Annotated in this window: 26 protein-coding genes, 1 tRNA gene and 1 riboswitch; of the genes, 24 read left to right on the forward strand and 3 right to left on the reverse strand. The window is 35.1% G+C overall.

Annotated features, from left to right (window positions below; genetic code table 11):
• Nucleotides 1-142 precede the first annotated feature (142 nt).
• Nucleotides 143-1,930 (forward strand): DUF4153 domain-containing protein, encoded by a 1,788-nt coding sequence (locus tag JYB65_RS00385; protein ID WP_206580610.1) that lies wholly within the window; start codon nucleotides 143-145, stop codon nucleotides 1,928-1,930.
• Nucleotides 1,931-2,016: 86 nt separating this feature from the next.
• On the opposite strand, the gene JYB65_RS00390 is transcribed toward JYB65_RS00385, so the two are convergent.
• Nucleotides 2,017-2,253: a DUF3892 domain-containing protein gene (locus JYB65_RS00390; RefSeq protein ID WP_206580611.1), complete on the reverse strand. Its 237-nt coding sequence runs from the start codon at nucleotides 2,251-2,253 to the stop codon at nucleotides 2,017-2,019.
• 176 nt (nucleotides 2,254-2,429) lie between these two features.
• Between JYB65_RS00390 and JYB65_RS00395 the strand changes: the two genes are divergently transcribed.
• Nucleotides 2,430-3,224, forward strand: coding sequence for a DUF6385 domain-containing protein (locus tag JYB65_RS00395; RefSeq protein WP_206580612.1), 795 nt, complete (start codon nucleotides 2,430-2,432; stop codon nucleotides 3,222-3,224).
• Between the two features lie 55 nt (nucleotides 3,225-3,279).
• Nucleotides 3,280-4,170 carry a DUF6385 domain-containing protein gene (locus tag JYB65_RS00400; protein ID WP_206580613.1) on the forward strand — a complete coding sequence of 297 codons (891 nt, stop codon included), beginning with the start codon at nucleotides 3,280-3,282 and terminating at the stop codon, nucleotides 4,168-4,170.
• 53 nt (nucleotides 4,171-4,223) lie between these two features.
• On the opposite strand, the gene JYB65_RS00405 is transcribed toward JYB65_RS00400, so the two are convergent.
• The gene (locus JYB65_RS00405) at nucleotides 4,224-4,754 is read right to left on the reverse strand and encodes a CDP-alcohol phosphatidyltransferase family protein (protein WP_245156546.1); all 531 of its coding nucleotides are present in this window, start codon (nucleotides 4,752-4,754) and stop codon (nucleotides 4,224-4,226) included.
• A gap of 253 nt (nucleotides 4,755-5,007) precedes the next feature.
• Between JYB65_RS00405 and JYB65_RS00410 the strand changes: the two genes are divergently transcribed.
• From JYB65_RS00410 to JYB65_RS14840, 14 genes are all read left to right on the forward strand, one after another.
• Nucleotides 5,008-5,511 (forward strand): hypothetical protein, encoded by a 504-nt coding sequence (locus JYB65_RS00410; protein ID WP_206581805.1) that lies wholly within the window; start codon nucleotides 5,008-5,010, stop codon nucleotides 5,509-5,511.
• Between the two features lie 253 nt (nucleotides 5,512-5,764).
• Nucleotides 5,765-8,788 (forward strand): EAL domain-containing protein, encoded by a 3,024-nt coding sequence (locus tag JYB65_RS00415; protein WP_206580615.1) that lies wholly within the window; start codon nucleotides 5,765-5,767, stop codon nucleotides 8,786-8,788.
• 77 nt (nucleotides 8,789-8,865) lie between these two features.
• A complete protein-coding gene (gene hisA / locus JYB65_RS00420) occupies nucleotides 8,866-9,654 on the forward strand; it encodes a phosphoribosylformimino-5-aminoimidazole carboxamide ribotide isomerase (protein WP_206580616.1) in 789 nt (262 codons plus the stop codon).
• A 349-nt stretch (nucleotides 9,655-10,003) separates the two neighbouring features.
• Nucleotides 10,004-10,138, forward strand: a riboswitch (TPP riboswitch).
• A 74-nt stretch (nucleotides 10,139-10,212) separates the two neighbouring features.
• Nucleotides 10,213-11,004, forward strand: coding sequence for an ABC transporter permease (locus JYB65_RS00425; RefSeq protein WP_206580617.1), 792 nt, complete (start codon nucleotides 10,213-10,215; stop codon nucleotides 11,002-11,004).
• 41 nt (nucleotides 11,005-11,045) lie between these two features.
• Nucleotides 11,046-12,053, forward strand: a complete 1,008-nt coding sequence (locus tag JYB65_RS00430) for an ABC transporter substrate-binding protein (RefSeq protein ID WP_206580618.1) — start codon at nucleotides 11,046-11,048, stop codon at nucleotides 12,051-12,053.
• Between the two features lie 34 nt (nucleotides 12,054-12,087).
• Nucleotides 12,088-12,837 carry an ABC transporter ATP-binding protein gene (locus JYB65_RS00435; RefSeq protein WP_206580619.1) on the forward strand — a complete coding sequence of 250 codons (750 nt, stop codon included), beginning with the start codon at nucleotides 12,088-12,090 and terminating at the stop codon, nucleotides 12,835-12,837.
• Nucleotides 12,834-13,607, forward strand: coding sequence for a TatD family hydrolase (locus tag JYB65_RS00440; RefSeq protein WP_206580620.1), 774 nt, complete (start codon nucleotides 12,834-12,836; stop codon nucleotides 13,605-13,607). Before JYB65_RS00435 ends, JYB65_RS00440 begins: the two co-directional genes overlap by 4 nt.
• A gap of 152 nt (nucleotides 13,608-13,759) precedes the next feature.
• Nucleotides 13,760-14,497 (forward strand): MEDS domain-containing protein, encoded by a 738-nt coding sequence (locus JYB65_RS00445; protein ID WP_206580621.1) that lies wholly within the window; start codon nucleotides 13,760-13,762, stop codon nucleotides 14,495-14,497.
• A 164-nt stretch (nucleotides 14,498-14,661) separates the two neighbouring features.
• A tRNA-Leu gene (locus tag JYB65_RS00450) sits at nucleotides 14,662-14,747 on the forward strand.
• A 127-nt stretch (nucleotides 14,748-14,874) separates the two neighbouring features.
• Entirely contained in the window at nucleotides 14,875-15,810 is a 936-nt protein-coding gene (locus JYB65_RS00455) for a tyrosine-type recombinase/integrase (RefSeq protein WP_206580622.1), read from the forward strand.
• Nucleotides 15,811-15,825: 15 nt separating this feature from the next.
• A complete protein-coding gene (locus JYB65_RS00460) occupies nucleotides 15,826-16,104 on the forward strand; it encodes a hypothetical protein (protein WP_206580623.1) in 279 nt (92 codons plus the stop codon).
• A 248-nt stretch (nucleotides 16,105-16,352) separates the two neighbouring features.
• The gene (locus JYB65_RS00465) at nucleotides 16,353-16,586 is read left to right on the forward strand and encodes an AbrB/MazE/SpoVT family DNA-binding domain-containing protein (RefSeq protein ID WP_206580624.1); all 234 of its coding nucleotides are present in this window, start codon (nucleotides 16,353-16,355) and stop codon (nucleotides 16,584-16,586) included.
• A gap of 50 nt (nucleotides 16,587-16,636) precedes the next feature.
• Nucleotides 16,637-17,032, forward strand: a complete 396-nt coding sequence (locus JYB65_RS00470) for a hypothetical protein (RefSeq protein ID WP_206580625.1) — start codon at nucleotides 16,637-16,639, stop codon at nucleotides 17,030-17,032.
• A gap of 45 nt (nucleotides 17,033-17,077) precedes the next feature.
• On the forward strand, nucleotides 17,078-17,677 hold the full coding sequence (locus tag JYB65_RS14840; protein ID WP_245156547.1) for a zinc ribbon domain-containing protein: 600 nt from the start codon (nucleotides 17,078-17,080) through the stop codon (nucleotides 17,675-17,677).
• 807 nt (nucleotides 17,678-18,484) lie between these two features.
• On the opposite strand, the gene JYB65_RS00480 is transcribed toward JYB65_RS14840, so the two are convergent.
• Nucleotides 18,485-19,096: a hypothetical protein gene (locus JYB65_RS00480; protein WP_206580626.1), complete on the reverse strand. Its 612-nt coding sequence runs from the start codon at nucleotides 19,094-19,096 to the stop codon at nucleotides 18,485-18,487.
• Nucleotides 19,097-19,488: 392 nt separating this feature from the next.
• On the opposite strand from JYB65_RS00480, the gene JYB65_RS00485 reads away from it, so the two are divergent.
• The 7 genes from JYB65_RS00485 (at nucleotide 19,489) to JYB65_RS00515 (ending at nucleotide 25,661) form a co-directional block, all read left to right on the forward strand.
• Entirely contained in the window at nucleotides 19,489-20,028 is a 540-nt protein-coding gene (locus JYB65_RS00485; protein WP_206580627.1) for a hypothetical protein, read from the forward strand.
• 458 nt (nucleotides 20,029-20,486) lie between these two features.
• Entirely contained in the window at nucleotides 20,487-20,669 is a 183-nt protein-coding gene (locus tag JYB65_RS00490; RefSeq protein WP_206580628.1) for a hypothetical protein, read from the forward strand.
• An 18-nt stretch (nucleotides 20,670-20,687) separates the two neighbouring features.
• A complete protein-coding gene (locus JYB65_RS00495; RefSeq protein WP_206580629.1) occupies nucleotides 20,688-21,146 on the forward strand; it encodes a hypothetical protein in 459 nt (152 codons plus the stop codon).
• 163 nt (nucleotides 21,147-21,309) lie between these two features.
• Complete coding sequence (locus JYB65_RS00500; RefSeq protein ID WP_206580630.1) at nucleotides 21,310-21,702, forward strand: hypothetical protein; 393 nt, start codon at nucleotides 21,310-21,312, stop codon at nucleotides 21,700-21,702.
• A gap of 378 nt (nucleotides 21,703-22,080) precedes the next feature.
• Nucleotides 22,081-22,293 (forward strand): helix-turn-helix domain-containing protein, encoded by a 213-nt coding sequence (locus JYB65_RS00505; RefSeq protein ID WP_206580631.1) that lies wholly within the window; start codon nucleotides 22,081-22,083, stop codon nucleotides 22,291-22,293.
• Nucleotides 22,268-23,593, forward strand: a complete 1,326-nt coding sequence (locus JYB65_RS00510; RefSeq protein WP_206580632.1) for an SIR2 family protein — start codon at nucleotides 22,268-22,270, stop codon at nucleotides 23,591-23,593. Before JYB65_RS00505 ends, JYB65_RS00510 begins: the two co-directional genes overlap by 26 nt.
• Complete coding sequence (locus JYB65_RS00515; protein WP_206580633.1) at nucleotides 23,586-25,661, forward strand: ATP-binding protein; 2,076 nt, start codon at nucleotides 23,586-23,588, stop codon at nucleotides 25,659-25,661. Before JYB65_RS00510 ends, JYB65_RS00515 begins: the two co-directional genes overlap by 8 nt.
• The last annotated feature ends 8 nt before the right edge of the window (nucleotides 25,662-25,669 follow it).

A 25,669-nucleotide genomic window follows, 5' to 3' on the forward strand; every position in this document is an offset into this window, starting at 1 on the left:
CATAATTTTAAGTACATGCAGAAACTATAAGCGAAATGTAATTAAAACTGTATTTGATAGTTAGTATGACTAAAATCAAAAAGATTACACCGACTTAATTTTAGAAATTTATTGCTTCAAAATAAGTAGAAAAGGTGAATTCATGAAAAAAATAATAAATCTAGCCAATAAGCTAAAAGGCTTGAACGATGCAGTCGTTCGTTATCCGTTAACATCCCTGTTTTTGCTGGCAATTGCAGCAATTATTACGATTTCCATCCATTCAGACAAAAATTATGAAGAATATATGTGGAGCTGTATATTTGGTGCCGTTCTATGTGCTGTTTTGCAATCTGCACACGAACGGTTTTTTAATAAACTCTCAAAAAGAGTCGCTTTAATGGGAATCGGTATTATATTGACCTTGTCTTATTTTTTATTAATAAATAACGCCCCTGAATTCAGTATGGAAATCAGTATAAGAACGTGGGTCGCATTGATGGCATTATTTGTTGCCTTTATGTGGGTTCCGGTTTTTCGCAGCCGGTTCAGTTTTAATGAAAGCTTCATGGTTACCTTTAAAGCATTTTTCCATTCGTTGCTTTATGCCGTTGTTATTTTTTTAGGGTGCAGCTTGATACTGGCTGCTATCGATACACTAATTGTTCCGATAAATGGGAATGCCTATATGGATACTGCCAATATCGTTTTTGTGTTATTCTATCCGCTGTTTTTCCTTTCCTTGATCCCGACCTATCCGGGAAACCGTGATTATGAAGTGGGACTTGGAAGCTTTGAAGACCGTGAACGGCAACTGAACAAGGCCGCCTCTTGTCCAAGATTTTTAGAGGTACTTATTTCCTATATCATCATTCCGATTATAGAAATTTTTTCGGTGATCCTTGTAGTTTATATCGTTCTAAATATTAGAGGAGATTTTTGGACGGACAATCTATTGGAGCCTATGCTGATTTCTTATGCGATTGCTATTCTATTTGTGTATGTACTTTGCAGCACATTGGAAAATAAATTTTCCGCTTGGTTCCGGCTGATTTTCCCGAAAGTCTTGGTTCCTATCGTTCTTTTCCAGCTCGTATCCTCTCTGATTATTTTGAGAGATTCAGGCGTTACGCATACCCGTTATTTTGTCATTTTGTTTGGCATTTTTGCAATTCTCTCCGGTGTTTTCATGAGTATCGCTCCGGTTAGAAAGAACGGCGTACTCGCGGCTATGTTGATTGTTTTTTCCGTGGTAGCTATTACGCCGCCGATAGATGCATTTACAATCAGCCGTATTAGCCAAGAAAACAGGTTAAAGGGCGTACTTGTACAAAATAAAATGCTTGAAAACAATGAGATAAAGCCGAATGGGAATATTTCAGATGAAGATAAAAATAAGATCGTATCCTCCGTAGAATATTTGGATGCACTGAAATATACAGGTAAGATTTCTTGGTTCCCTAAAGACTTTGCTATTTATGAAGACTTCTACGACACCTTTGGATTTTATAAATATGATATCCCTGATAAAGAATATAAAAATATTTATGTAGCTTTTAATACCGAAAAGCCGGTAGCAATTGAAGAATATGGTTATTTTACGCGCACCTCTGTGAATAGTAATGACAGCGGAAAAATGACTGTTTGCACGATAACACAACAGGACAAAACGTACACGATGATAAAAGAAAAGGGAGGCGAATCCCAAAAGATAACGATTCTAGACGAAAAGAATAATGAGATCATTTATTTTAATACGAATGAAATATTCTCAAGATATAAGAGCTACGCCATAGACCAGTCCCGATTATCGGAAGAGGAAGCTACATTTTTGGTTGAGAATGAGAAAGCTAAACTGAAACTGCTCGTTCAAGAAGCCAATCTTAGTCTCTCTCCTAATCAGCCGTTCTATTATGCTGATTTATATATTTTGGTACAATTAAAGGAATAGAATAAAGGAAAATTCGAACACCCAACGCTTTTTGGATTCGTTGAATGAATCAACCGATCCATCGGTGTTGGTTGTTCGAATAAAACCTATTGAAAGGTAGGTAATGCTGAAATCGCATCGATTGTATCACTATTAGGGTCATTTCTCAGGAATTCTCCGCCGTCTTTTCCGCGGACAACGATAGTACCGTCTATCCGTCCTTCTTTTGCCATCAATATTGCATGATTGATTGGCACAACTATTTCATTTTCAAGCATTACATCGGTTATATCTCCCTCTTTATTTTTTTTGATCTTTATGATCTTGCTTGTCTGTCTTGACATATGATTTCTCCCATCCTATTACAAGTTTGTTAACGTCTCTTTCGGATATCTATTAAGTATTTACAAAATAAATTTGAAATATTCGCACGGAGAGAGAGCAGACTTTCATTTATTTTGTAACAAAACAAATGGGAGTGTTTATCATAGAATAAGGGAAAATATAAGGGAGTGAAAGTATGCGTATCTCGCAATTATATCCTGTTGCTGTTCAAACCTATATAGATGGCCGAAACAATGGCGACGACAGGATGACAGAATGCATTGTGGTTGGAAAATGCAATACCAATATCTATTATGCATCTGATTTGATCTTTCCGCCAATTTTGCTAGGTGATGATGAAGTTGTCCAACGTGCTGTTTTGAAAATGTTTTGCAAAAGAGTATGCGGCTCCTTTGAAAATATAAATGTATGTATCAATGACAGTAATAACTGCATCCGAGTAGATCAAATGGGAATCTATGCGTGGGATGTGACTAAGAGTATAAATTTAAATAACAGAGAGCGTTTTGTAGTATGCGCGCATACAAAGGACCTGATCAATACTTGCACGATAAGGGAATTTGAAGCTTTTGAGTGTCATACAAAACCTGTTCTGGAACTTACTATTGCAAATGAAATGCCGGAATCTCAGCATCGGTTTGTGAACCTTGTAAAGGAATATTGGGTGGATGACATATGGAAAAATACAGAGTGGATTGATACCAGCTGGTTTGAAGATTATTATTTTTTCATTGAGAATGTAAGCGGAAATGTGGTAGAGTTTATGCTGGAAATAAGCCCGGACAAAAATATGGTGTTTCAAGATACCGGACCCATTGCTTTGGCCGCTCAGGAAACTGCTTATTTGCAACCGATGAGGGTTGCTCAATTTCTGAGACTATCCTATAAAAATGTTGCCGTAAGCCAATCAAATCAGATTAGAATCTGTTTTCAAGGCAAAAAAGAAAAGAAAAGAATGGCAATTTCATGATACTGACATATTATAATTGAGGGTAACACCAAAACCAAATATGGAGTGATTTAACATGCCAGGAATGCCAATATTTCAAGATTCACCTAGTCAATTAAAGGGTCAAATTTATGTTCTGGACAGTACTACAAGCAATGTAGTGCCTCTAGAAGTGGATGCAGCAGGAAATCTTCCTATTACAGGTTCTGTAACCTTTGAAGCAGGCGCAGAAGTAAGTTTAGCAGCGGGAACTACAGTAGGCTTAGAAGCAGGAACAGATATCAATACAGTTACCGAAGTTACTACGGTAGGTACTGTAAGCAATGATGTAAAAATTGTAAATGGTTCCACAGCATTGACAGTAGGCTTAGAAGCAGGAACAGATATTGACACAGTTACCGAAGTTACTACGGTAGGTACTGTAACCAATGATGTAAAGATTGTAAACGGTTCCACAGCATTGACAGTAGGCTTAGAAGCAGGAACAGATATTGACACAGTTACCGAAGTTACTACGGTAAGTACTGTAACCAATGATGTAAAAATTGTAAATGGTTCCACTGAGTTAACTGTAGAGTTATCAGCAGGATCTAATCTAATCGGTAAAGTAGAAAACCAGCTTGTTTTTACTAACTTGGATTCATTCGGTGCAGCGACTCCTTTAACATCAAATACGATTGATGCAGGATTAACTGTAAATTCAAGTACTCAAGATATTTCACAGCAATCGTCCTATAACTGGTTTATAAAAAATACCGGAACCACAGCAGATCAAGATATCACATTAAAAGTAGAGTTAAGCCCAGACGGAACAAACTGGCTCGAGGATACAGGGACAACGATATCCGTACCATTTGGAACTTCCAAAATGATTACAGTTACAAACTTCTTACAGTTTGCAAGATTCGTAATCACTGGAGGAACGTCGGATACAACCGTTATCTCATCGTATCAGGCACAGCATTAAGCAACTTGAAAATTTCCGGAGCGGAGTTTCTTCCGCTCCGTTTTTTTATGATTTTATCGTTTAAAAATACTTGGTCTGTTTAGATCAAGCTTGGAGGAAGTTAAATGAATGAACGTTTCCTCGACTGCTGATAAAACGGCAGCAATCAGGACGGGATACAGGATAAAGGTTTTATCATATAAAAGAAACAGCGGAGCAATAAATACAAGAAAGCCAGACAGCTTATTTCCCCAAGTATGGAGTAGAGCCGCCGAATGATATTTATGTACAGCGATTGCAATATTAATGCAGCGAAGGATAAAAATGAAGAGAATCCACGGTAAAAATCCGAATATATCATTGCCCATCCAGTAAATGACTGAAATCGTGATCGTTATAAAAAACAAAACATCTGCAAAAGAATCCAGTTTCGCGCCAAACTCACTTTGCGTATGCGTTTTTCGAGCAATGAATCCGTCCAAGACATCGCTGAATCCGCAGATCAGATATAGGATTAAAAAAAGCATAGCGTGGTCCAATAAAAAGAATAGCACAAAGAGAAGTATGATTCGAGACAACGAAATAAGATTTGCTAAATGTTTCAAAATCCTTACCTCCCAACCCACAATAAAAGAAAACATAAATTGTGATCTATATATTTTAACAAAAATTATAACATATTACACTATTATAAGCCTAGATTTGTTCCAAAATATCATCTTCAATCATACTATATAAAAAAATCTATTATGAATCAGGTGTCATATGGGAGAATATAAAATTTGTAAACATGCCAACAAGAGTTCGAGGAATAATGGGATTATCAGGGTGAAGGATGCATTTATAGAGAAACTTTCTATGGAGAATAGAACCGGCTATGTAACGATATCTTACGGTGTTAAAGGTGACTTTAACATGATTCATATGCAAATGGTGGTTTTGATCGTAAGCCACGATACATCAATTCAAAACAAGTTCGGCCGAACTATTTCCTTTAGAGATTTACGTGAAGGGATGATCATAGATGCTGAATTTTCTACCGTAATGACTAGCAGCATCCCGCCTCAATCCAGAGCTTTTCGTATAACGGTTATGGATCAAAATCGTTCTTCGCATGTGGTTGTAGATGAAGTGCTAAGTGTGGATCTTAGAAACCGTTTCCTCTATACCGGAAATGCACGGGACCTGTCAAGTCAGATGAAGTTTCTGATAACCGACAATACAACCATATTGAACAGCAGGGGCAATTCTATTCCATTAAAAGATATACGGCCCGGTCAAATTGTTCGAGTGAAGCATGCATCCTTTCAAACAATGAGTATCCCCCCTCAAACTACTGCATTTGGTGTGCGGGTATTATAATCTTTGTAATACCGAGGACTCTAATCGAGTCAAAAAAGTATTTCCAATGGATAGCGCCTCAGGCAAAAATTGGCTGCCTGAGGTGTTTTTATGTATATATTGAAAATATACCGGACTTATGGCATAATATTACATAGATTTGTACGAAAATTTGGTAAATGGGGTTATGAGATATTTACTTTCCGAGTTAAGTTATTGCGGGGAAGTCCGCTGTTTTGCGGAAATGGCGTAGACATTTTTAAAGGGGAAAATCATGGGCTACAAAAGCAAAAAATTTGAATACAAAGCGTTAAACTCATTTCTAAATACAGTACCGGGCGGAATAGGAGTTTATGAACTCTCAGACAAAATTAAAACCATCTATGCCAATGATGGTTTATGTGCGTTATTTGGCTATTCCAGAGAAGCGTATCACAAGTTGATTGCCCAAGACAGTACTGTAGTAATTCATCCAAGAGATCTAGAAGGCTTGAAGAAACAACTGGATATTTGTATCAAGGAAAAACGAAGAGTGAAGTATTCCTTCAGAGCGAAAAAAAGAGATGGAAATTGGGGTTGGATACTGATACAAGGCAGCCAAATCGGTGATAATGAGGGACGACCTATTTTTGTTGCGATGGTGATTGACATTTCCAAAGAGAAAGATGTGGAAAGAGAACTACAATTAAGTGAAGAACGGTTTAAATTTGCGTTTTCTCAAACTTCTGCACAAATTATGGAGTACGATATCAAAACGAAAGAAGTCATTACTTATGACAGCAAAGATGCAGACAGTAGAATCTATCGTGTAGATGATGATGTACCGCAAAGCTATTTTGACAATGGAATCATTCATGCTCATTTTATTGATGATTGCAGCGAAATGTTCCGTAAAATTGATGAAGGACAAAAAAATGTAACGAAAACCATCAAAATGAAACAAAAGGATGGGGAATACCATTGGATGAAACTGTCCTATACCAATATCTATGATGAAGACGGGAAGCCCTATAAGGCGATCGGTATTGCAGAAAATATCGAAACCATTATGGATATTCAGATACAAGCCAATATGGCACAGCAATATCGGGCAGCCATTACCAGCGATGCAATTATTGCGATGGACTGTGACTTGGCAGAGGACCGTTTAGTCAAATGCGACACGAACGTGAATGGATTCATCAAATTGAACAATATGGAGTCCTATACCGAAGCGATTGAATTTGTTTCAGATAAATCTGCAGATGCCGCTCAAAAAGCAGAATTCATTCATCGGTTTAGCAGAATTAACCTGTTATCTTACTTTATAGACGGCAAAAATGAGGTTTATTTTGAACATCAGAACAAAGACGAAAACGGTGAGCTGATATGGATTGGTACGACGGTTAATATGTTTCGGCATTCTGAAACGGGCAATGTGTGTGCTATTTTACATATAAAAAATATAGACGAACGAAAAAAGTATGAAGTATCTTTAAAGGCTATTGCAGAGAGAGATTCTCTTACGGCGTTATACAACCGAAATGCTATGGAGAATATTGTTAAAGCGGCAATGGAGGAAGGTCAGCGGGGAAGAGCTGCTTTTTTCATGTTGGATATTGATAATTTCAAAGAACTTAATGATACCTACGGGCATATGTATGGGGATCAGGTTTTAAAAATGGTCGCTGATAAATTGAAATCGACCTTTCGTACCAATGATATCATTGCCCGTATGGGCGGCGATGAATTTGCAGTGTTTATTCAACATATCCCTTCCGATGAATTCATTAATTCCATGGCGATGGAACTTTGCAGACGTCTTTACATAAAAATATCAGAGGGCAACACCTCACAAAATATTTCTTGTTCTTTGGGAATCGCCTTCTCACCGGATAACGGTGCGGATTTTCTTGCACTATACAACAATGCAGATATGGCACTTTATTATGCGAAAGGGAATGGAAAGAACCAATATGCGGTTTGCAAGCGTGCGCCAAAGAGGAAAATGACAGAAATTCGACCAAACAGTGAAGATATCGTTACTCATAAGTTTAAGCTGGATTGCCGGAAGGAATATGACAGGTTAACGAATATATTCAATAGAGAGAGCTTTTATAAAGAAACGAAAAAAATGCTCGAAGAGAATCCGGATATCACTTATATATTAATTCGCGGAAATATCGAACGATTTAAACTAATCAATGATTTATTTGGCACAGAAGTGGGAGACCGCGTACTTAGAGGAATTGGGGAGGAACTAACCTCTCGATTGAAAGATAAAGGGACGTATGGACGTTTGGTATCGGATAATTTCGTGATGTGCTTTCCCTATAAGAAATTAGATATTACCGGACTAATGGAGAATTGCGAAAGTTTGTTCGCCAGTTTTAAACTAAATTATAACATACAGGCCTGTTTTGGCATGTATATCATTACGGATATTACCATTCCGGTGGACCTGATGTGTGACCGGGCAGGACTTGCCATGCAGACTGTCAAGGGAAACTACATGAAGCGATACGCTTTTTATGATAATAACCTGAGAGATACCATTTTGGAAGAACAGGAAATTATCAGTGAGATGAATCAAGCTTTAGAAAGCGGTGAATTCCATATCTTTTTACAGCCTGTTTACAGTGCCGTTACAGGAACGCCGATGAGTGCCGAATCTCTTGTGCGATGGTTTCATCCCAAGAAGGGCATTATCTCTCCGACAAAGTTTATTCCCTTGTTTGAGAAAAATGGCTTTATCATGAAGCTGGATTTGTATGTGTGGGAATGTGCTTGCAGACAACTGCGAAAATGGAAGGATGAAGGGCATGATATGATGCCGATTTCCGTTAACATCTCACGGGTAAACTTTTTCAATCCTAATTTGTGTGATGAACTGATCGGATTAGTAAAGAAATATGACCTTGAACCGGAGCTGTTAGAATTGGAGATTACGGAAAGTGCTTACACGGATAATCCGGAACAGTTGGCTCAGACGATAAAGGTGCTGCAGGCGTACGGCTTCCCAATTTTAATGGATGACTTCGGAAGCGGATATTCTTCCCTGAATATGCTCAAAGATTTACCGGTGGATGTATTGAAAATAGATTTAAAATTTTTATCGGATTTTGAAAAGTCGACACGTGCAGGAAGTATTTTAATTTCTGTGGTACGTATGGCAAATTGGCTGGATATACCGGTTATTGCAGAGGGTGTAGAAACCAAAAGTCAGTTGGACTTTTTAACCAATATCGGCTGTGATCGGATTCAGGGCTATTATTTGGCAAAGCCCGTCGCTACCTCTGAATTTGATAATCTAATGTAAAAGAATGGGACGCGGCGTATTCGATCGTTATTTGGCAATAATTTGCGTCCGAAAGGACGAAGAATAGGAGAAAGACAGTGGAATTCAGACCATGTATTGATATACATAACGGACAAGTAAAACAAATCGTCGGAGGTTCCTTAACAGATATCAATAACCAGGCTTCCGAGAACTTTGTCTCAGAACAGGATGCGGGCTTTTATGCGAAACTGTATAAAGACCAAGGCATTAAGGGAGGGCATATTATCCTGCTGAATCCGGATTCCTCAGAATATTACGAGAAGACGAAGGAACAAGCGCTGCTTGCGTTAAAAGCGTATCCCGGCGGCTTGCAGGTAGGCGGAGGGATCACGGCAGATAATGCAGAGGAATTTCTGCATGCCGGTGCCACTCATGTAATCGTGACTTCCTACGTTTTTAAAGATGGACAGATTCACTATGAAAATTTATATAAACTCGTAGATAAGGTGGGCAAAGAGAAGATCGTTTTAGATTTAAGCTGCCGACGAAAAGGAACCGATTATTATATTGTAACCGACCGATGGCAAAAGTTCACGGACGTAAAACTGAACCATGAGATACTGGATGAATTGTCGCGGTATTGTGATGAGTTTTTGATTCATGCAGTTGATGTGGAAGGGAAAGCATCCGGAATCGAAAAAGACTTGGCTGAACTGCTTGGGGAGTGGAATGGAATACCGGTGACATACGCCGGAGGCGTAGGAAGTTTTGACGACTTGGCTGATTTAAAAAGATTAGGTCAAAACAAACTTAACGTCACCATCGGAAGTGCTCTTGATATTTTTGGAGGGCCTATGAATTATGAAGAGGTACAGCGCTATATTGTTCGGGAATCCTTTTCCTAAGGAAAAGTAGAACGCGACTAAACACCATATGAATACAGCATTTAGTCGCGTTTATATTGAAACCCATCTGTACAGATATATTGGGTTACTACTTTGGGGCTGCATGTAATTAGCAGCCATGCCGATTATGAAAAATCGATAATCGGCAAATGAGATCGGGATTTTATCCACTTGTGAAGAAAGTGGAGCAGAAAAAACTTTATACATATTGTATGAAGTTATGGTTTGCATTTTTTGATAACTTATACTTGAAATTAAAGAAATTGATATAAAAATCTGAGAATCAAAAAACAATTAAATCTTTACAAAGAAAAGATAGTAGTGTAAGCTGAATGATAATAAAACTAAATAATGATGCTAGGGGTGCCCAACTGTCTTATCCTTTTTAGAACTGTGATAAGGGGTTGTGCTGAGACTGCAATAGCTAAACCCTTTGAACCTGATATGGCTAGTACCATCGATAGGAAAGCTTTTGAATTTTAAGATGATAGATAGAAGATAAAGAGTGTTTCTGATGGAGACACTCTTTTTTTATCGAATAGGAAATGGATTCCGGATATGAATAGACGTTTACAAAATAAAAATATAATGGCACCTGCACTTGTATTTATACTCCTATTGGCAATTTGGGAATGCTGGGTGGATCTGAAAGGTATTCCATTGTATTTATTGCCGTCCCCTTCGAAGATTGCATTATCGCTTATTTCTGAACGGGGGGATTTAAGCTTGCACGCTGCGGTAACGCTTGAAGAAACCATAATAGGGCTAGTGATCGCTTTTTTATTCGGCCTGTTGATTGCCGTTTTAATGGATCGATTTTCTTTGTTTCGAAAGGCGGTTTATCCGCTTCTAGTGGTGAGCCAAACCATTCCGGTCATCGTTCTTGCGCCTATTTTTATTTTGTATTTAGGATTCGGCTTAGCACCGAAAATATTGATTGTAGTGCTCATGTGCTTTTTCCCGATTGTCATCAATTTTGCAGACGGCATGGGGCAAGTGGATATCAATCAAGTGAATCTTGTCAGGCTGTTTGGCGCAGGAGAGTGGAAAGTGTACACGATGATTAAAATACCGGCAGCCGCATCCTCGATGTTTTCGGGCTTAAAAATAGCAGCGACCTATAGCATTACAGGGGCAGTAGTAGGGGAATGGCTTTCTTCAAACAGCGGACTCGGCTATTACATGCTCCGCGCAAAGAATGGATTTATGCTGGATAAAGTTTTTGCCTGTGTGGTCGTTATCGTAATCTTAAGCCTGTGCATGAACGGCCTGATCAAGCTGTTAGAATATGCGTGGATGCCCCATTGCAGAACAGAGAAAACCAAGGAAAATGGATTAAACCAGATATGATTTTCCTATTAAAAATAGTACAAAAAGAGAAGGAGAAGAAAATGAAAAAACGACTAATAAGTATTGGACTGGTGGCGGCATTGCTGCTTTCAATGACCGCTTGCGGAAACAAGAAGACGGAAGAAGAGAATGCATCAAAATCTGAATTAAAAGATGTAACGGTTATTTTGGATTACGTTCCGAATACGAACCATACGGGACTATATGCGGCGAAAGATCTCGGATATTATGAAGATGCCGGTTTAAATGTAACAATTATCGAGCCTACAGACGGGGTAACAGCAACGCTGGTTGCTGCCGGAAAAGGGGATTTCGGTATTAGTTATCAGGAAGATGTAACCTACGCGTTAGCATCGAAAGATCCGCTTCCCATTAAAGCCATAGCGACGATCATTCAACATAATACGTCCGGCTTTGCGTCTATCGCCTCTAAACATATTCAGACACCGAAGGCTTTTGAAAATAAAGTGTACGCAGGATGGGGAGCCCCCTCTGAAGAAGCGGTTATTCATGCGGTGATGAATGCGGCGGGAGCAGATTTCAGCAAATTGACAATGGTTACGGCAGATGGTGCAGACTACAGCACATTGGACAATAAGATTGATCTTATGTGGATGTTTTGGGCGTGGGACGGAATAGCAGCAACAAGACAAGGCTTGGATTTAAACTACATTGAATTGAGAAGCTTGGATAAGAGGCTGGATTACTATACTCCTGTGATTATTGCAAATACCGATACTATTGAAAATGATCCTGAGCTGGTTCAGGCATTTATGGATGCAACAACAAAGGGCTATGAATATGCGATAGACAATCCGGCCGCTTCTGCAGAAATTTTGCACAAGTATGCAGATACGTATGATTTAGAAATGCTGAAGGAATCACAGGAATATCTAGCGAAAAAGTACAGTGAAGACAGCGAAGTGTGGGGCCTGATGAAAGATTCTGTATGGGATGGCTATACTGATTTCATGGTAGAAAACGGTTTGATTGATAAATCCATTCCGGCAGCGGAATGCTATACGAACGAATTTATTAAAAAGAAGTAAATAAATCGAAAAGATTTGAGAAAAGCAGGTTAAAATGAAACTGAGGGTGATTGATACATCTTGCTCTTTTCAGGGCAACGCTGTTTTGGAAAAAATGAATATGGAAGTGGAAGAAGGACAGTTTGTCAGTATATTGGGACCTTCAGGCTGCGGTAAATCTACTTTGCTGAATTTTATAGCAGGACTCATTCAGGCTGATTGCGGTCAAGTACTGGTAGATGGCAGACCTGTTGAAGGAATTTCGGAGCATTTTGCTTATATGCCGCAGCAAGATTTATTGCTCCCATGGAAGAACATCATGGATAATGTTTGTTTATATGGACGTATTCATGGAAATATAAAGCCTATGCGGCAGCAGGCCGAAAAAATTTTTGAACGTTTCGGACTTGCCGGATATGAAAAGAAATACCCGTTCCAGCTTTCAGGAGGCATGCGACAGCGTGCGGCATTCCTCCGAACGGCTTTGTGCAAGGCGGATATTTTGCTCTTAGATGAGCCTTTCGCGGCGTTAGATGTGATTACCAGAGGGGACATGCAGGATTGGCTTCTCAGCATTCGAGAGGAGCTGAACCGAACTATGGTGTTAGTTACTCATGATATCGATGAGGCGATCTATTTGTCCGATAAGATAGTTGTTCTATCAGGGAAACCTGCTTCCGTTCAGCGAGAGCTTGTCATCATGGAAAAACATCGTACAAAAGAGTGGCTTTTCGCCCAAAAGGAAATTAGAGAAGAAATTTACCACCTGCTAAAGAACCAATCAAACAATTTGGAGGGATCATGATTTTTGACAGCCATGTACATATTGATGCGGAAAATACGGAACCATTTATAAAAGTATGTAAAGAATATCAAATCGGTGCGTTAATTAATGCCGAGTCGGTTTGTGAGTATGAAGCAGCACAGCAGGTGATGCAAAGTCAGCCTACCTGTTTTGTATCATTCGGAATTCATCCGTGGAAATCCAAAAAATTTTGCTCCGAAGAAAAGCCTTTGCAAACTTCAGAGCGGGTGGCAGCCTTAGAAAACTACTATAGACACGCGGATGCAATCGGTGAAATCGGGATGGACAGCGTATGGTGTGACATCGATTTGATGATTCAACGGGAAGTCTTTACAGCCCAACTGGACATGGCGGAGGCTCTTTTAAAACCAATTGTATTGCATACGAAAGGACAGGAAAAAGAGATTGCACAAATCCTCCGGAATTATTCTGTCAAAAAGCTGCTTCATTGGTATTCCTGTAAAGAACATTTGGAAGAATACCTGGAGCAGGATTGTTATTTTACTGTTGGCCCGGATTTTAAACGGAATCAAGCGGTCAGCTCATTGATTGAACGAGTGCCGCTGGATAGACTGTTGGTGGAAACCGATGGAGCTATGGCCGTTCAATGGGTGCTGGAACGAAAAGTATATGAACAAGAACTGCCGGGCATTCTTTCAGGTACGATTCAGGCCATTGCCACTATTAAAAATAGGAAAGCTTCCGAAGTGGAACAACTATTGGAAGAGAATTTTTATCGTTTCCTGCAAGGGAATGGGAACAGCCGTTGACGTGAGTGACTGTGAAATCATTAGATAGTAAGACCCATAAATATTTTATTAAAAATGACATCGAAAAATGATGTCATTTTTTTATATTTAGTTTACCTATTTGTCTAAATATGGTATAATACGCATATAGAGTATACTAAATGGAGGGAACGATGAAGTTTTTATGTAGTGGTTGCAGCTTAAATGATGAAATAGAAGAGTATAAAAAGAATTTGAATAATTTAATATCGAAAGACGCTATAAGCTTTTTAGATGAACGGGTTATCGGGTGCAGTCAAGCTTTAGATAAACTGATCTGTAAATGCGCATTCTGTGAAAAAAATCTGAACGTGAACATTACTGATTTACGCAGTTTAAAAGACAGACTCGGAACCTATTCCACTTTCTATTATTATGGAGAAAAGCATCTTTTTGCTAACCTACTTATTTATATTACGGAGGGCATAAAGAATAACGAACTGATTTACATTTCCATGCAGGAACAGCTATATGATCGATTAATAGAGTTTTTGAAGGCCAAAGAAATAGCTATTCATTCCATTCAGTTCAGACGTATTGAGGATCTTGTTCTGAGCAACAAACAAGAGGGGTTAATCAGTTTAAAAGATAAGCTTAATCAAATAGGTTTAAAAGAGCAGTTGACACAATATAGTGGAATCCGCTGGATTGGCCAGCCTGCCTACGCAATCGAAAAGACTTCACAAGATGAGTTTTTAGGTTTAGAAAATTCTTTAAGCACAGCGATACAATATACCGCCACTTCGCTTCTTTGCATATATGATGCGTATGATTTTATACCTGAGAAGCAATTTATCAATAAAGAAGTAATAAACAAATCTTCTGTAGCACCCTCATGGTTTAAAGAAATAGAATTAAGAGAAATTGTCTAATGTGTTTAGCCGAAAAATTAAAATGATAAAAATTCTTTTCTGTTTTGTCGGTTTTTAATAATGAATTTGCATTGACATGAGATATAGAGCAGTATTATAATCGTAAGGTAGTGTTTGATTTCGGCTCACTGAGCTGGTTAAAAAGCACTGAGCAATTATAATTTGCGGATATGGCGGAATTGGCAGACGCGCACGGTTCAGGTCCGTGTGTTGAACAGACATGCAGGTTCGAATCCTGTTATCCGCACCAATTACCTTGGAATTTAAATGATTTCAAGGTTTTTTCTTTTACAAGATGAAATTATAACCACTAATTTAACGCACACGGTCTTTTGAGAAAAATGATGAGCCGTGTGAGGCAGAAAGGTGGTTTTTTTATGTCTAAAATTAAGATGTGTGACAGCGAAAGTAGGAGCATTAAAGATGGTTGTGAAGAATTTTTATTGATGTGTAAGGTAAGAAATTATTCAAAATACACGATTAAGTATTATGAGAATGTAATACGTTCATTCGAAATTTTTTATAGCCTTGATAATGACATTGAAGAGGTTACGGAATTACTTGTAAATAAGTATCTTCTATTTCTTAACAATAAGGGTATTGCGGGAAAGACAATCAAAACGTACATAGGTGGTATACGAACGGTGTTTTACTTTTTTATGGAGAAAGGTTGGATTGAAAGATTTATCATTAAGATGCCTAAATTTGAGAAGCCCATTAAAAGTGTTTACACAAAAGAGGAACTTACTATATTGCTGAAAAAGCCAGATTTAAAGAAATGTGGTTTTACTGAATATAGAAATTGGGTAATCGTGAATTATTTAATTGGAACAGGTCAACGGCTTAATTCAATTATTAATATTAAAATCGGACATATTGATTTATTAAATGCCGTTGTATTCTTGCGTGTGACAAAGAATAGAAAAGAAACGATACTTCCTTTAACATCTTCATTGGTTGATATTTTAAAAGAATATTTGAAATACAGAAAAGGGAAAACCAATGATTATTTATTCTGCAACAGTACGGCAGATCAAATGAGCAGAGGTTGTATCACTTGTGCTATAAGAAACTACAACAGGGCGAGAGGAATTGAAAAGACTTCAATACATATGTTTCGACATTCATTTGCATATAATTATTTGCTAAATGGCGGTGATGTCTTTAGGCTTCAAAAACTGATGACTCATAATGATATTTCAACTACAAAAGAATATCTAAATTTATCGCTTGAAGATTTGCAAGTAGATTTTGAAGAGTATAACCCCTTAGAAAATATCGTTAAGAAAAACCATACGATAAAAATACGATAGGAGTGTGATTATAAAATGGAAAAGCGTTTAATAAATAAGGAAACTTTATCTAATATTGCGCACTTAATATATCATTCAGATCAATTAGATATTCCAATGCAGTATGATTATGAGCAGTTAATAAATAATGATCTATCAGAACTGAATAAACAGCTACATTCTAAATTATCCTATGATGATGCAGAAAACCTTTTCAATATGATTATAGATTATGGAGAGAATAAGGGGATTAAGGATTTTGAAGAAGGAATGATTACAGGAATCAGATTATACAAGGAACTTATATATACATAGCATAAAATCAATTTGCAGAAAGATATAAGCCACTTTATTTTTCTAATGGATAGATAATACCAAAAGGCAATAATCTTCGAAATTAGGACTAACAAGTGGCTATTTTTATAAGGAAATCACTATTATGAAAATTAAAAGTGAAGAGGATATTTAAATAATGTATTACCATTATTCATTTACAGTTCAAAACTATAATGGTAAAATTATCTAACATATAGTAAGAATAGTAGGAAAGGTCGTGATCTAGGATGAAAGCAACAGGCATAGTAAGAAAAGTAGATGAATTGGGAAGGGTAGTTCTTCCAAAGGAATTAAGAACGGTATTAGATATAGAGATAAAAGACCCTATTGAGATTTATGTTGATGATGAATACATCATATTAAAGAAGTACAATCCTTCATGTATCTTATGTGAGAGCATGAAAGATTTAGAGAATGTGAACGGTAAGAATATTTGTAAGAAGTGTATTGAGGAATTATAAAAGCAAAACGTTTAATATAACTGTGTTGCATGTTGAAGGAGATTGACATTATGATTTTTATAGAAGAAGATGGTCAATATATAATAGTAAAATGTGAGGAATGCGGAACGGAACATAAAATTCATAGGATAAAATATAAACAATACGGTGATGAATATCATTTCAATCCTAAAATCATATGCCAATGCGGGAATACTGAGAGTATTATTAAAAAAGATTTAAAGCGCGATTGTATAGATCAAACTGGTGATATAGGTGCGGTTAAATGCCCTTATTGCGGTTCAACTCAGATTCAAGCATTTAACAAAGGCTTTGGGTTAGGGAAAGCTGTTGTAGGTGGTGCATTGTTAGGATATGCTGGATTATTAGGTGGATTTGTTGGAAGTAAGAAAGTAATGGTTACTTGTTTGAAATGTGGTAAACGATGGGAAGCAGGTAAATATTAATATATATTTTGTAAATTTAACTTACTTTAAAGAAAGGTTGTTAATATGTTAATCAAATGTGAAGAATGTGGTAAAGAAATATCCAGTAAGGCTATTGCCTGTCCTAATTGTGGATTCCCTGTTTCTATAGACAATATGAATGAAAATGTAGCTGAAGATAACGGTTTAGTATGTCCTATATTTCCAGATGACTTAAATATAGGAATGTTTTTAAAGGTATCAAAAGATACTGCAATACAATGTAAGTTTGATAAATCAGATAATGATTTTGAGAAATTTCAAGATGAAAAAATGATGATAGTATTATGTAAAAATGGTATTGATTTAAAAAGTTTTGGAACTAATAAATTAGAAATTCATAAGTCCCAAATAATTAAATTAGAGCACATTTCAAAACAAGAAATTTTAATTAAAGGTAAGTCAGTAATTGGTCGTGCTATTATTGGTGGTGTCTTAACTGGTGGTGTTGGGGCTATTGTTGGCGGACTATCAGGTATAGGTGAAAAGAAAACTAAAATAGGTTTAAATTATCTAGTTATTAATTTTTGGGATATTGAAACTAAGACACCGCAAGTTATAATATTAAATAGCGAGCAAGATATGAGCGGATTAGTTTTTAAATTTAACAGGGAAATTATGAAATAAATTTAAAAATAAAAGGAATATAAATGACTAAAAACATCAAAAAAAATATTATATACACTCCTTATACCGATATCGTTTTCATTAGGGTATTTTTACAAATATCCAGTAAAACCGATATTCCTATAGACCGTGATCTCTTTAAGTCACACAGCAAGCTGTTTTTTCAACTGACTACTATATATAAATGGATTATAGGACAGTTTCAGCCATTTAAATTTTGAAGAGGATCATTGTACCTAAAACATAATAAAAACGAAAATAAGGACTATTTCGTGCGATTTAGTCCTTGAAACTGGAAGCATCTGAACAACCTCTATAATCTTTCTAAAGGGAAATGAAATTTAGTTTTCCATCTATTGTCTGTAAGGTCCGGAACATTATTCCGTACATATGGAAAGGTACGTCTTTAATAACGCACCTTTTGACACCCTCATCTTGAAGGTTTCAAATGAATCCGACAAAACGGAAAGCATGAGCAATTAAGAAATTTGCATATTCAACTGCTGATATATTTATATTTACTTTGCAATTTAAATATTAAATCAAAAGCTACAAATACAAAAATATATTGAAATTTCAATGCTTATAAATGGTAGGGCGATACTTTGTATTTGAGCGTGATAATATAAAATCCTATTATCATCTAATACTAAGAGCAATACAATTTTTGCTTGCGTTTTATCTTAAAAACCTTTAAACCCACCAATTTCAATGAATTCATGTACATGATGCAGAGTGGGCATATTTGCAATTTCAGTATTTACATACAAAAAAACACTCATAACTTGAGTGCTTTTTTGTAAATGTTTATATTTCATTATTATTTTTTTCTTCTGAAGAATCTTTAACTACATATTTATCTAAGTATTTTTTTACGACATCACTAATATCATTGAATAATTCTTGTCTGACAGATTTATCCGTACCTTTTAAAAGATAAAATGGGATTCTAATTAGTGCAAGAGTAAAACCTATATCAAATTGTATATTCTCCATAAAATTCCCTACGCTTGCAAAAGCATATTGAGAATTATTTTTGAAAGCTTTATCAAACTTAAATTGAATATTATCTGTTATTTTTTTAAAACTTTTTAGGTTATTATCATTGTTCTCCTCATCATAATAAACGATTTCTCCATCCTTATTGCTATCTTCTGTATTAGATTCAATTTGACTTTCGGAATTAATAAGTTCTATTATATAATCTTCAGCTTCTTCTTGGCTTAAATTAAGTAAAGCAATCCAAATACTTTTAAAATCTTCTTTTTTTATACTCTTAATTGTACCGCTTTCTATTAAAGAAATAAAATTATTAGCCTTTCCTATTTCCATTGATAATTTTGATTTATTCCAACCTTTTTTTGTACGTTCCATAATTAATAATTGTCTTAGTGTATCATTCATTGAAATGACTTTCATTAAATTCACCTCTTTTTATAATTTATAAGAATTATAACATATAATAAGTATGGATGCAATAAAAAATAAGCGTATAAATGAGTAACGTTTATAATTTGTAATAAGTATAAAAAACATTAAATTGAATTTCCTATAAAAAATACGTTTTATTGACAATAAATATAAAAATATAGCTTAAATATGTGAATAGGTGTATAAAATATAAAATTAATTGAAAATAATAGAGCGATTTCTAAAAATAAAATGTAGTATTTGGATACTAGTTTGCAATCATATTTATAAAAAATACATAAATATGATTGACATAAAACATATGAATATATATAATGGCAATATAAACTAACAAAGAATGGGGATATAAAAAATAAATATAAAAGAAGGAGAAAAGAAAGATGAGAAAACAAAACCTATCTACAATTAAAGAGGACTCAAAATTAGTACAGGGAATCAAGAATTTGGCAGTAGATTACAGACCTGTAGATATTAAGAGATTATGCAAGGCGATAACCACAGAAGAACAGTTAGCAGACTTTGAAGCATTTAATAAGATGCTTAAGAATTATTACGACCAACGTTTAATCAGCAGAGAATTTATTGGGTACATTGATAATATCAGAGCAATCATGGAAATGAATATAAGATTAAAGGCGGTGGGTATAGTAACTTATAATCACAGATTAAGCACACAAGCATTGAACGAACTGACAGAAACAATTCATTCTGATAAAGATTTTGAGGATTTTGTGCAGATTTGGAAAGATAATTGTCATTGCCCTGGTTATTTGTGGATTTTAAAGTTATATAAAGAAAGTAAAGGTATTGATACAAAAAATCAAAAGCGTACTGAAGAACTGGAAAAGGCTATGTTCGGCAAGAATTACGATGCACTTTTGGAATGGAGAAAATCAAAGACTATTTGTGTAGAATGTTAAAGATTGAAAGCGGTGTATATAGACAAGCAGTTATCTGTTTGTTGATATAAATAGTAAATTGAAAGGCGGTGATGCTTTTGATTGTAATTAAATTTTGCAAATAAAATAAGCCATATTCTTTATGAATAGATGTCCCCACATCTATTTTGAATAGGCTCATACAAAATAATTCAATTAATATTGTACCTAAAACACAGCTTTTATTCAAGATAAATAAAAGTTATAGGAGAAATAAAATGAATGAAACAGAAGAATGGTATGGAGTTGCTTATAATGAACAGCTTCAGGATATAGCAGAAGCTAATAAAAGATGAAGTAATGAGCTATTGCAACTTAAATCTAATCTTCTAAACCCAGTGATAGATAAAGAAAAATTAACCGATCATATAAAAGTTTATTACGGAATAGAAGCTAGTAATGCATAGGTTTAAATTTAAATTTTACGAGGAGAAACAAAGATGAACAAATTCTACAATATTAATAAAAAGTATCTTGCTGAAGCACTATCATTTTTAGGCTTTAGGTACTATAAGTACATAAATGATGAAGGAAAACAAGTTTATAGTTTTGAGGACAGCAATGAATTTCAAGAGGCTCTGTCTGGATTGTTTGCGTTGAAAGGCAATTTACAAAGCAATTAAGGAAAAGGCAGGGTGATTATGAACAAAAACGATTTTCCTTTAGAGAAAGGACAGGTAATTAAGAATTATAAAAAGTTATGTGAGATTATTGGGGTAGAAGAAAAAGATGGTAACGGTAAAATTGCACAAATGAAAGAATTGAAAAGATATTGTACATTCCATACGCAAGGGCAAAAATATATTATTGATGAAGTTTATGATATTCCAAAAGGAAAAAATGATGGCAGAGTAAATAATGGTGGACATGTAGCCCATACAATATATGAAGATTTGATGGATAATCTAATACTAGATTTATTGTCTGAAGAGCAGATTGAAAGTTTAAGTTTCCATGAATTATTCCAAGACATTATACCGTTATTTACACAAGAGTATTCTGACCTGCAAAAGGAAGGATATGAATACTATTCAATTCGAAAAGAAATGAGCAAGGGTTTAGTTCTTACATATTCTCAAAAAACTAAAAGAAATAGTTAAGAAATGTTTTGAAACGGCTTTAAACAGGCTTGAAAGAAATAATACTATTACGTGGAGTAATGATATCATAGTAAATGATGTCATTGAAGGAGAAACAATTGTTGATTATGATGATGAAACATACCATAGAATTAAAGAAGTTGAGAAAAGTGTATTAGAGGAAATGGAAATTACTCATTATCATCGTACAAATCCAAAAACAAATAGAAAATTCAAAAGAAAAGTTTGCAATATTTTGTGTGAGGATACTAATTTAGAAATAAGTCCATTAAGCTATTGGAACGTTTACACAATAGAACTGATTGATGAAACTGTTGAAGGTAGGGAATTTAAAACAGATATAAATGAGTTGATATTGAGATTCAAAAATAGTATTCATCAAGCAGTGGCAAATAAGACCAGTAAAAATGATTTTGGCATAGAGTATTACCCTTATCGTTCATCAAAACATAATGAAGATATTTTAACTCTGAATGATTCAATATGGGTAGATAATGATCAATATATTGAAGAAGCTGAGGAAGAGTATGATGAAGATGAAAATATACCTTTTTAATACTACAATTTACTGATAATTTTTTATTTAATTTATAAAATCAAAAATGGAACAGATGGAATAATTAGTTAAAAGTTGTACATCTTTAAAAGCATAATATAAATATTATATATATAGTACCTTTAATTATGTACAAATTTTGATATGAATAATTCAGCATAATTATGTGTATAAAAAATGTATATCTGGAATGAGCGTAGCGAATGTAAGCCAATTGTAGGTTTAAAATAGTAAATAAAAGTAAAGAAAAAGAAACGATTATGTTATTTTTCAATCCGTTTCACCATAATACTGTGAATATTTCCATAATTTACACGAATCTGATTGCTTTATTCGCCGCTGCGATATATAATATTTATTCGGTAAAGGAACGTTTTAATGGACTATATGACAGCGAAAGAAGCAGCAGAAAAATGGACAATCACTCCACGCCGGGTGCAGGTGCTTTGCGCACAGGGTAAAATACCGGGCGCTGTTCGGTTTGGGGTTACTTGGGCAATACCTAAAGATGCGGTGAAGCCCAAGGATGGTAGAGTTAAGAAAATAGGTATGGGGAGTGAACGTAATGAGTGTTATAGAAGAAAACTTTAAGGATCAAAAACATTATTTAAAGATAGGTAATTATACGGATTCTTTAGGTGATTTTAATATGGCTGATAATGCAAACAACGATAGTTTAAGGGATTCATATAGGAAAAAAATTGAGCCGTGGTTGAGTGCTATACTTCAAAGTGACCATTTATCCCTCTTATGTGGTACGGGTCTAACACAAGCAATTTGTTCGATAGCAGAAATCCCCCCAGCTTCAATGAATCGCATGACATTTATTGAGCAATATGAAGAAAAAATAAAGACTTACGCAAATAATAGTGCAAAAAGGCTAGGACGTGGTAATGCTAATATTGAGGATGATATTAGAACTGCTCTAGAATTATATAGAGGATTGGAAATCGGAGGAAAGTCTGATTCGACGAAAATTTTAGGTGATGATATTGATAGAGTCTTAAAGCAATTTGCAGATAGTATTCTCAGCCCGGAACAAATGTTTTACAAAAACCTTATAGAGGACGAAAATGGTAAATCTCACTATGCTTTGCAGATTTTAAAATCATTCCTGTTGACTTTTTCTAGTAGGTCAGCAACAAGAGATAGGTTGCATATATTTACAACCAATTATGATAGGTTTATTGAATACGGTTGTGATAAAGCTGGAATAAATATAATCGATAGATTTTTAGGAAAAATTGAACCTGTATTTCAAAATTTATCTCCTAATTTGGATTATCATTATATAGTGCAGGGAAGCAAAAATGACTTTAGATACGTTGAAGGTGTTGTTCGTTATAGTAAGATACATGGATCATTGGATTGGATTCAAAGAAAAAATAAAATCATTAAAGCAAATTTAAAATTTGGAGCGCAAAACTTAGAAGACGTTAGTGATTATAAAGACCAATTAATGATTTTCCCTAATTCCATGAAGTCAATTGAAACTGCTTATTATCCTTATTCTGAGCTGTTCCGAGATTTTAGTTATTCAATTTGTAGACCAAATTCTTCTTTAATTACATATGGGTATGGGTTTGGAGATTCACATATTAATAAGATAATTTTGGAAATGCTTAGAGTTCCATCATCCCATATTGTCATAATAAGTTATAGTATAGATGACAGATTAAAAAACTTTTTGCAAGAAATTAATTCCTCACAAGTAACTTTACTCTGCGGTAGTGAATTGGGAAATCTGGAGAATTTAGTAAGATACTATTTGCCAAAATCTGCAATTGATAATATTACTTCATTAGCAAGCGATATTCTAAAACGTAGAGAGGGCTATTCTCCTAAAAATGACCAAGAAGCTTCTTTAACATATGGTGAAGAAAATGAATAATGAATTTGAAAATCTAAGAAGTCGTTGTATTGGTACTGTAGATAGCGTATCTCCCAAGGAAATAAAGGGAATATTGTTGGACGAAGCTCCACTTAGCGTTGCAATTACTGATGGAAATATCAGTTTTTTCCCAAAATTAAATAGCTATTTATTAATTCCTAATGAGGCTGGTTGGGTTGTTTCAATAGTTTCTTGGATTGGCTATAATCACTTGAATAATAAAAATAATGAAACATATATCGATCTACCACAAGGGTCAAGGGCAATTTATTTAAATCCGTTGGGACAACTAAAAAGAACATTTGAAAGAGTCGAATTCGAAAGAGGTTTATTTTCTTTTCCTACAGTTGGTGATTCAATTGTTTTACCAACGCAAGAACAATTAGGTGCAATAGTGTATAACGCAGACAAAAATGCTACTATTTCCATTGGGATTTCTCCTCTTGCAGGAAACCAAGAGATCAAATTATCTCCTGATAAATTGTTTGGAAGACATTTGGCTGTTTTAGGCAATACCGGAAGTGGTAAGTCCTGTACAGTAGCAGGAATTATACGCTGGTCATTGGAAGCTGCGAAATCCAGTATTGGTAAATCCCCCAATGCTAGATTTATAATTCTTGATCCAAACGGAGAGTATAAAAACGCTTTTAACGATTTAGATGTTGATATAAAATACTCTTGTGTCAACCTTGATAAAAACGATCAGAAGAATATTAATAAAAAACAACTTCGAATTCCGGGATGGTTATGGACAAGCCAAGAATGGGCAGGTGTTTTACAAGCTAGTGGAAAAACGCAGAAACCTATTTTACGGGAAGCACTAAGGGATTTGAAAGCTAGCAATGATGAGGCTACTACTGTTACGAATATGCAAAATATAGATATGACTATTAAGACATATTTGTATAAATTGTTATGTTTTGCGAAACGTGCGAATGCTTCACAAGAGTATATTGTCGACAAAACTAATTTTGGTAAAACTCTTAATAAGCATTATGAAAATATTAATTATTTTATATCCAAGTTAGCATCAGATCAAGATGGTATAAAGGATTTACTAACCTCTTTAAACACTAAAATTGAACAGCAGTTAAAATCAAATAAAAAATCTTTTAATAAAAGCGGAGAAAATGTTGAATATTATGACGCATTTTCTTTAGCATTTATTGATGACTTGATTACTACATTAGCTGAACTCATTAAAAAATTGGGTGGGTTAGATGAATGTTATACTGTTAATGAAGATATGCCAGTGGAATTTGACTTGCAATATTTAGCGCCATATATGGATTTAATTTCTCAAGATACAAATTCTGAGCAATATATCGAATTCATTATAATGAGAATTAAAAGTCTTTTAAATAACACAACAATATCATCTGTAATTGGAAACCAATCAGGAGAAACTTTATTGGGGTGGATTAATGATTTTGTGAGTAATCAATCATCCTCAAAAGGTCAAATTTGTATCATTGATCTTTCTATAGTACCTTTAGATATTATACATCTAGTGGTTTCAGTTATATCAAGATTGATTTTTGAGTCTTTACAGAGATATAGAAGATATTATTCACAAGAATTACCAACGATATTAGTGATGGAAGAAGCACATACATTTATAAGGAAATATACTGAAAGCACTGAAGAATTTTCAGCGGATAAATTGTGTACACATATATTCGAAAGAATTGCTCGGGAAGGTCGTAAATTTGGATTAGGACTTGTTTTATCATCTCAAAGACCATCAGAGCTTTCCCAAACTGTACTTTCCCAATGCAACTCATACATACTCCACAGAATTGTTAATGATAGAGATCAAGAACTTATCCGTAAACTAGTTCCAGATAATTTGGGGAATCTTCTTGATGAGTTACCCTCATTACCAACCCAAAAAGCAATTGTATTAGGAACTTCGGTTCCTTTGCCTACAGTAGTTGAGATTAGAGAATTATCGTTAGGCAAACGACCCAACTCAGATGATCCGGCTTTCTGGGATGTATGGACGAACAAAGAAACTAGAGATTTGAACTGGAAACCTATCGTTGATGAGTGGCAAAATAAAGAGTAACGATTTAA

This window comes from Clostridium aminobutyricum, assembly GCF_017255415.1.
GTDB lineage: Bacteria > Bacillota > Clostridia > Peptostreptococcales > Anaerovoracaceae > Aminipila > Aminipila aminobutyrica.

Bases quoted from the DNA above. Each gene is read 5' to 3' on its own strand.
- JYB65_RS00390 (WP_206580611.1), bottom strand. From the start codon at position 2,253: ATGTCAAGACAGACAAGCAAGATCATAAAGATCAAAAAAAATAAAGAG.
- JYB65_RS14840 (WP_245156547.1), top strand. From the start codon at position 17,078: ATGTTAATCAAATGTGAAGAATGTGGTAAAGAAATATCCAGTAAGGCT.
- JYB65_RS00505 (WP_206580631.1), top strand. From the start codon at position 22,081: ATGGACTATATGACAGCGAAAGAAGCAGCAGAAAAATGGACAATCACT.
- JYB65_RS00425 (WP_206580617.1), top strand. From the start codon at position 10,213: ATGAATAGACGTTTACAAAATAAAAATATAATGGCACCTGCACTTGTA.
- JYB65_RS00440 (WP_206580620.1), top strand. From the start codon at position 12,834: ATGATTTTTGACAGCCATGTACATATTGATGCGGAAAATACGGAACCA.
- JYB65_RS00470 (WP_206580625.1), top strand. From the start codon at position 16,637: ATGATTTTTATAGAAGAAGATGGTCAATATATAATAGTAAAATGTGAG.
- JYB65_RS00455 (WP_206580622.1), top strand. From the start codon at position 14,875: ATGTCTAAAATTAAGATGTGTGACAGCGAAAGTAGGAGCATTAAAGAT.
- JYB65_RS00385 (WP_206580610.1), top strand. From the start codon at position 143: ATGAAAAAAATAATAAATCTAGCCAATAAGCTAAAAGGCTTGAACGAT.
- JYB65_RS00415 (WP_206580615.1), top strand. From the start codon at position 5,765: ATGGGCTACAAAAGCAAAAAATTTGAATACAAAGCGTTAAACTCATTT.
- JYB65_RS00495 (WP_206580629.1), top strand. From the start codon at position 20,688: ATGAACAAAAACGATTTTCCTTTAGAGAAAGGACAGGTAATTAAGAAT.
- JYB65_RS00480 (WP_206580626.1), bottom strand. From the start codon at position 19,096: ATGAAAGTCATTTCAATGAATGATACACTAAGACAATTATTAATTATG.
- JYB65_RS00485 (WP_206580627.1), top strand. From the start codon at position 19,489: ATGAGAAAACAAAACCTATCTACAATTAAAGAGGACTCAAAATTAGTA.
- JYB65_RS00490 (WP_206580628.1), top strand. From the start codon at position 20,487: ATGAACAAATTCTACAATATTAATAAAAAGTATCTTGCTGAAGCACTA.
- JYB65_RS00435 (WP_206580619.1), top strand. From the start codon at position 12,088: ATGAAACTGAGGGTGATTGATACATCTTGCTCTTTTCAGGGCAACGCT.
- JYB65_RS00430 (WP_206580618.1), top strand. From the start codon at position 11,046: ATGAAAAAACGACTAATAAGTATTGGACTGGTGGCGGCATTGCTGCTT.
- JYB65_RS00400 (WP_206580613.1), top strand. From the start codon at position 3,280: ATGCCAGGAATGCCAATATTTCAAGATTCACCTAGTCAATTAAAGGGT.
- JYB65_RS00395 (WP_206580612.1), top strand. From the start codon at position 2,430: ATGCGTATCTCGCAATTATATCCTGTTGCTGTTCAAACCTATATAGAT.
- JYB65_RS00515 (WP_206580633.1), top strand. From the start codon at position 23,586: ATGAATAATGAATTTGAAAATCTAAGAAGTCGTTGTATTGGTACTGTA.
- JYB65_RS00465 (WP_206580624.1), top strand. From the start codon at position 16,353: ATGAAAGCAACAGGCATAGTAAGAAAAGTAGATGAATTGGGAAGGGTA.
- JYB65_RS00410 (WP_206581805.1), top strand. From the start codon at position 5,008: ATGGAGAATAGAACCGGCTATGTAACGATATCTTACGGTGTTAAAGGT.
- JYB65_RS00445 (WP_206580621.1), top strand. From the start codon at position 13,760: ATGAAGTTTTTATGTAGTGGTTGCAGCTTAAATGATGAAATAGAAGAG.
- JYB65_RS00500 (WP_206580630.1), top strand. From the start codon at position 21,310: ATGGAAATTACTCATTATCATCGTACAAATCCAAAAACAAATAGAAAA.
- JYB65_RS00460 (WP_206580623.1), top strand. From the start codon at position 15,826: ATGGAAAAGCGTTTAATAAATAAGGAAACTTTATCTAATATTGCGCAC.
- JYB65_RS00510 (WP_206580632.1), top strand. From the start codon at position 22,268: ATGAGTGTTATAGAAGAAAACTTTAAGGATCAAAAACATTATTTAAAG.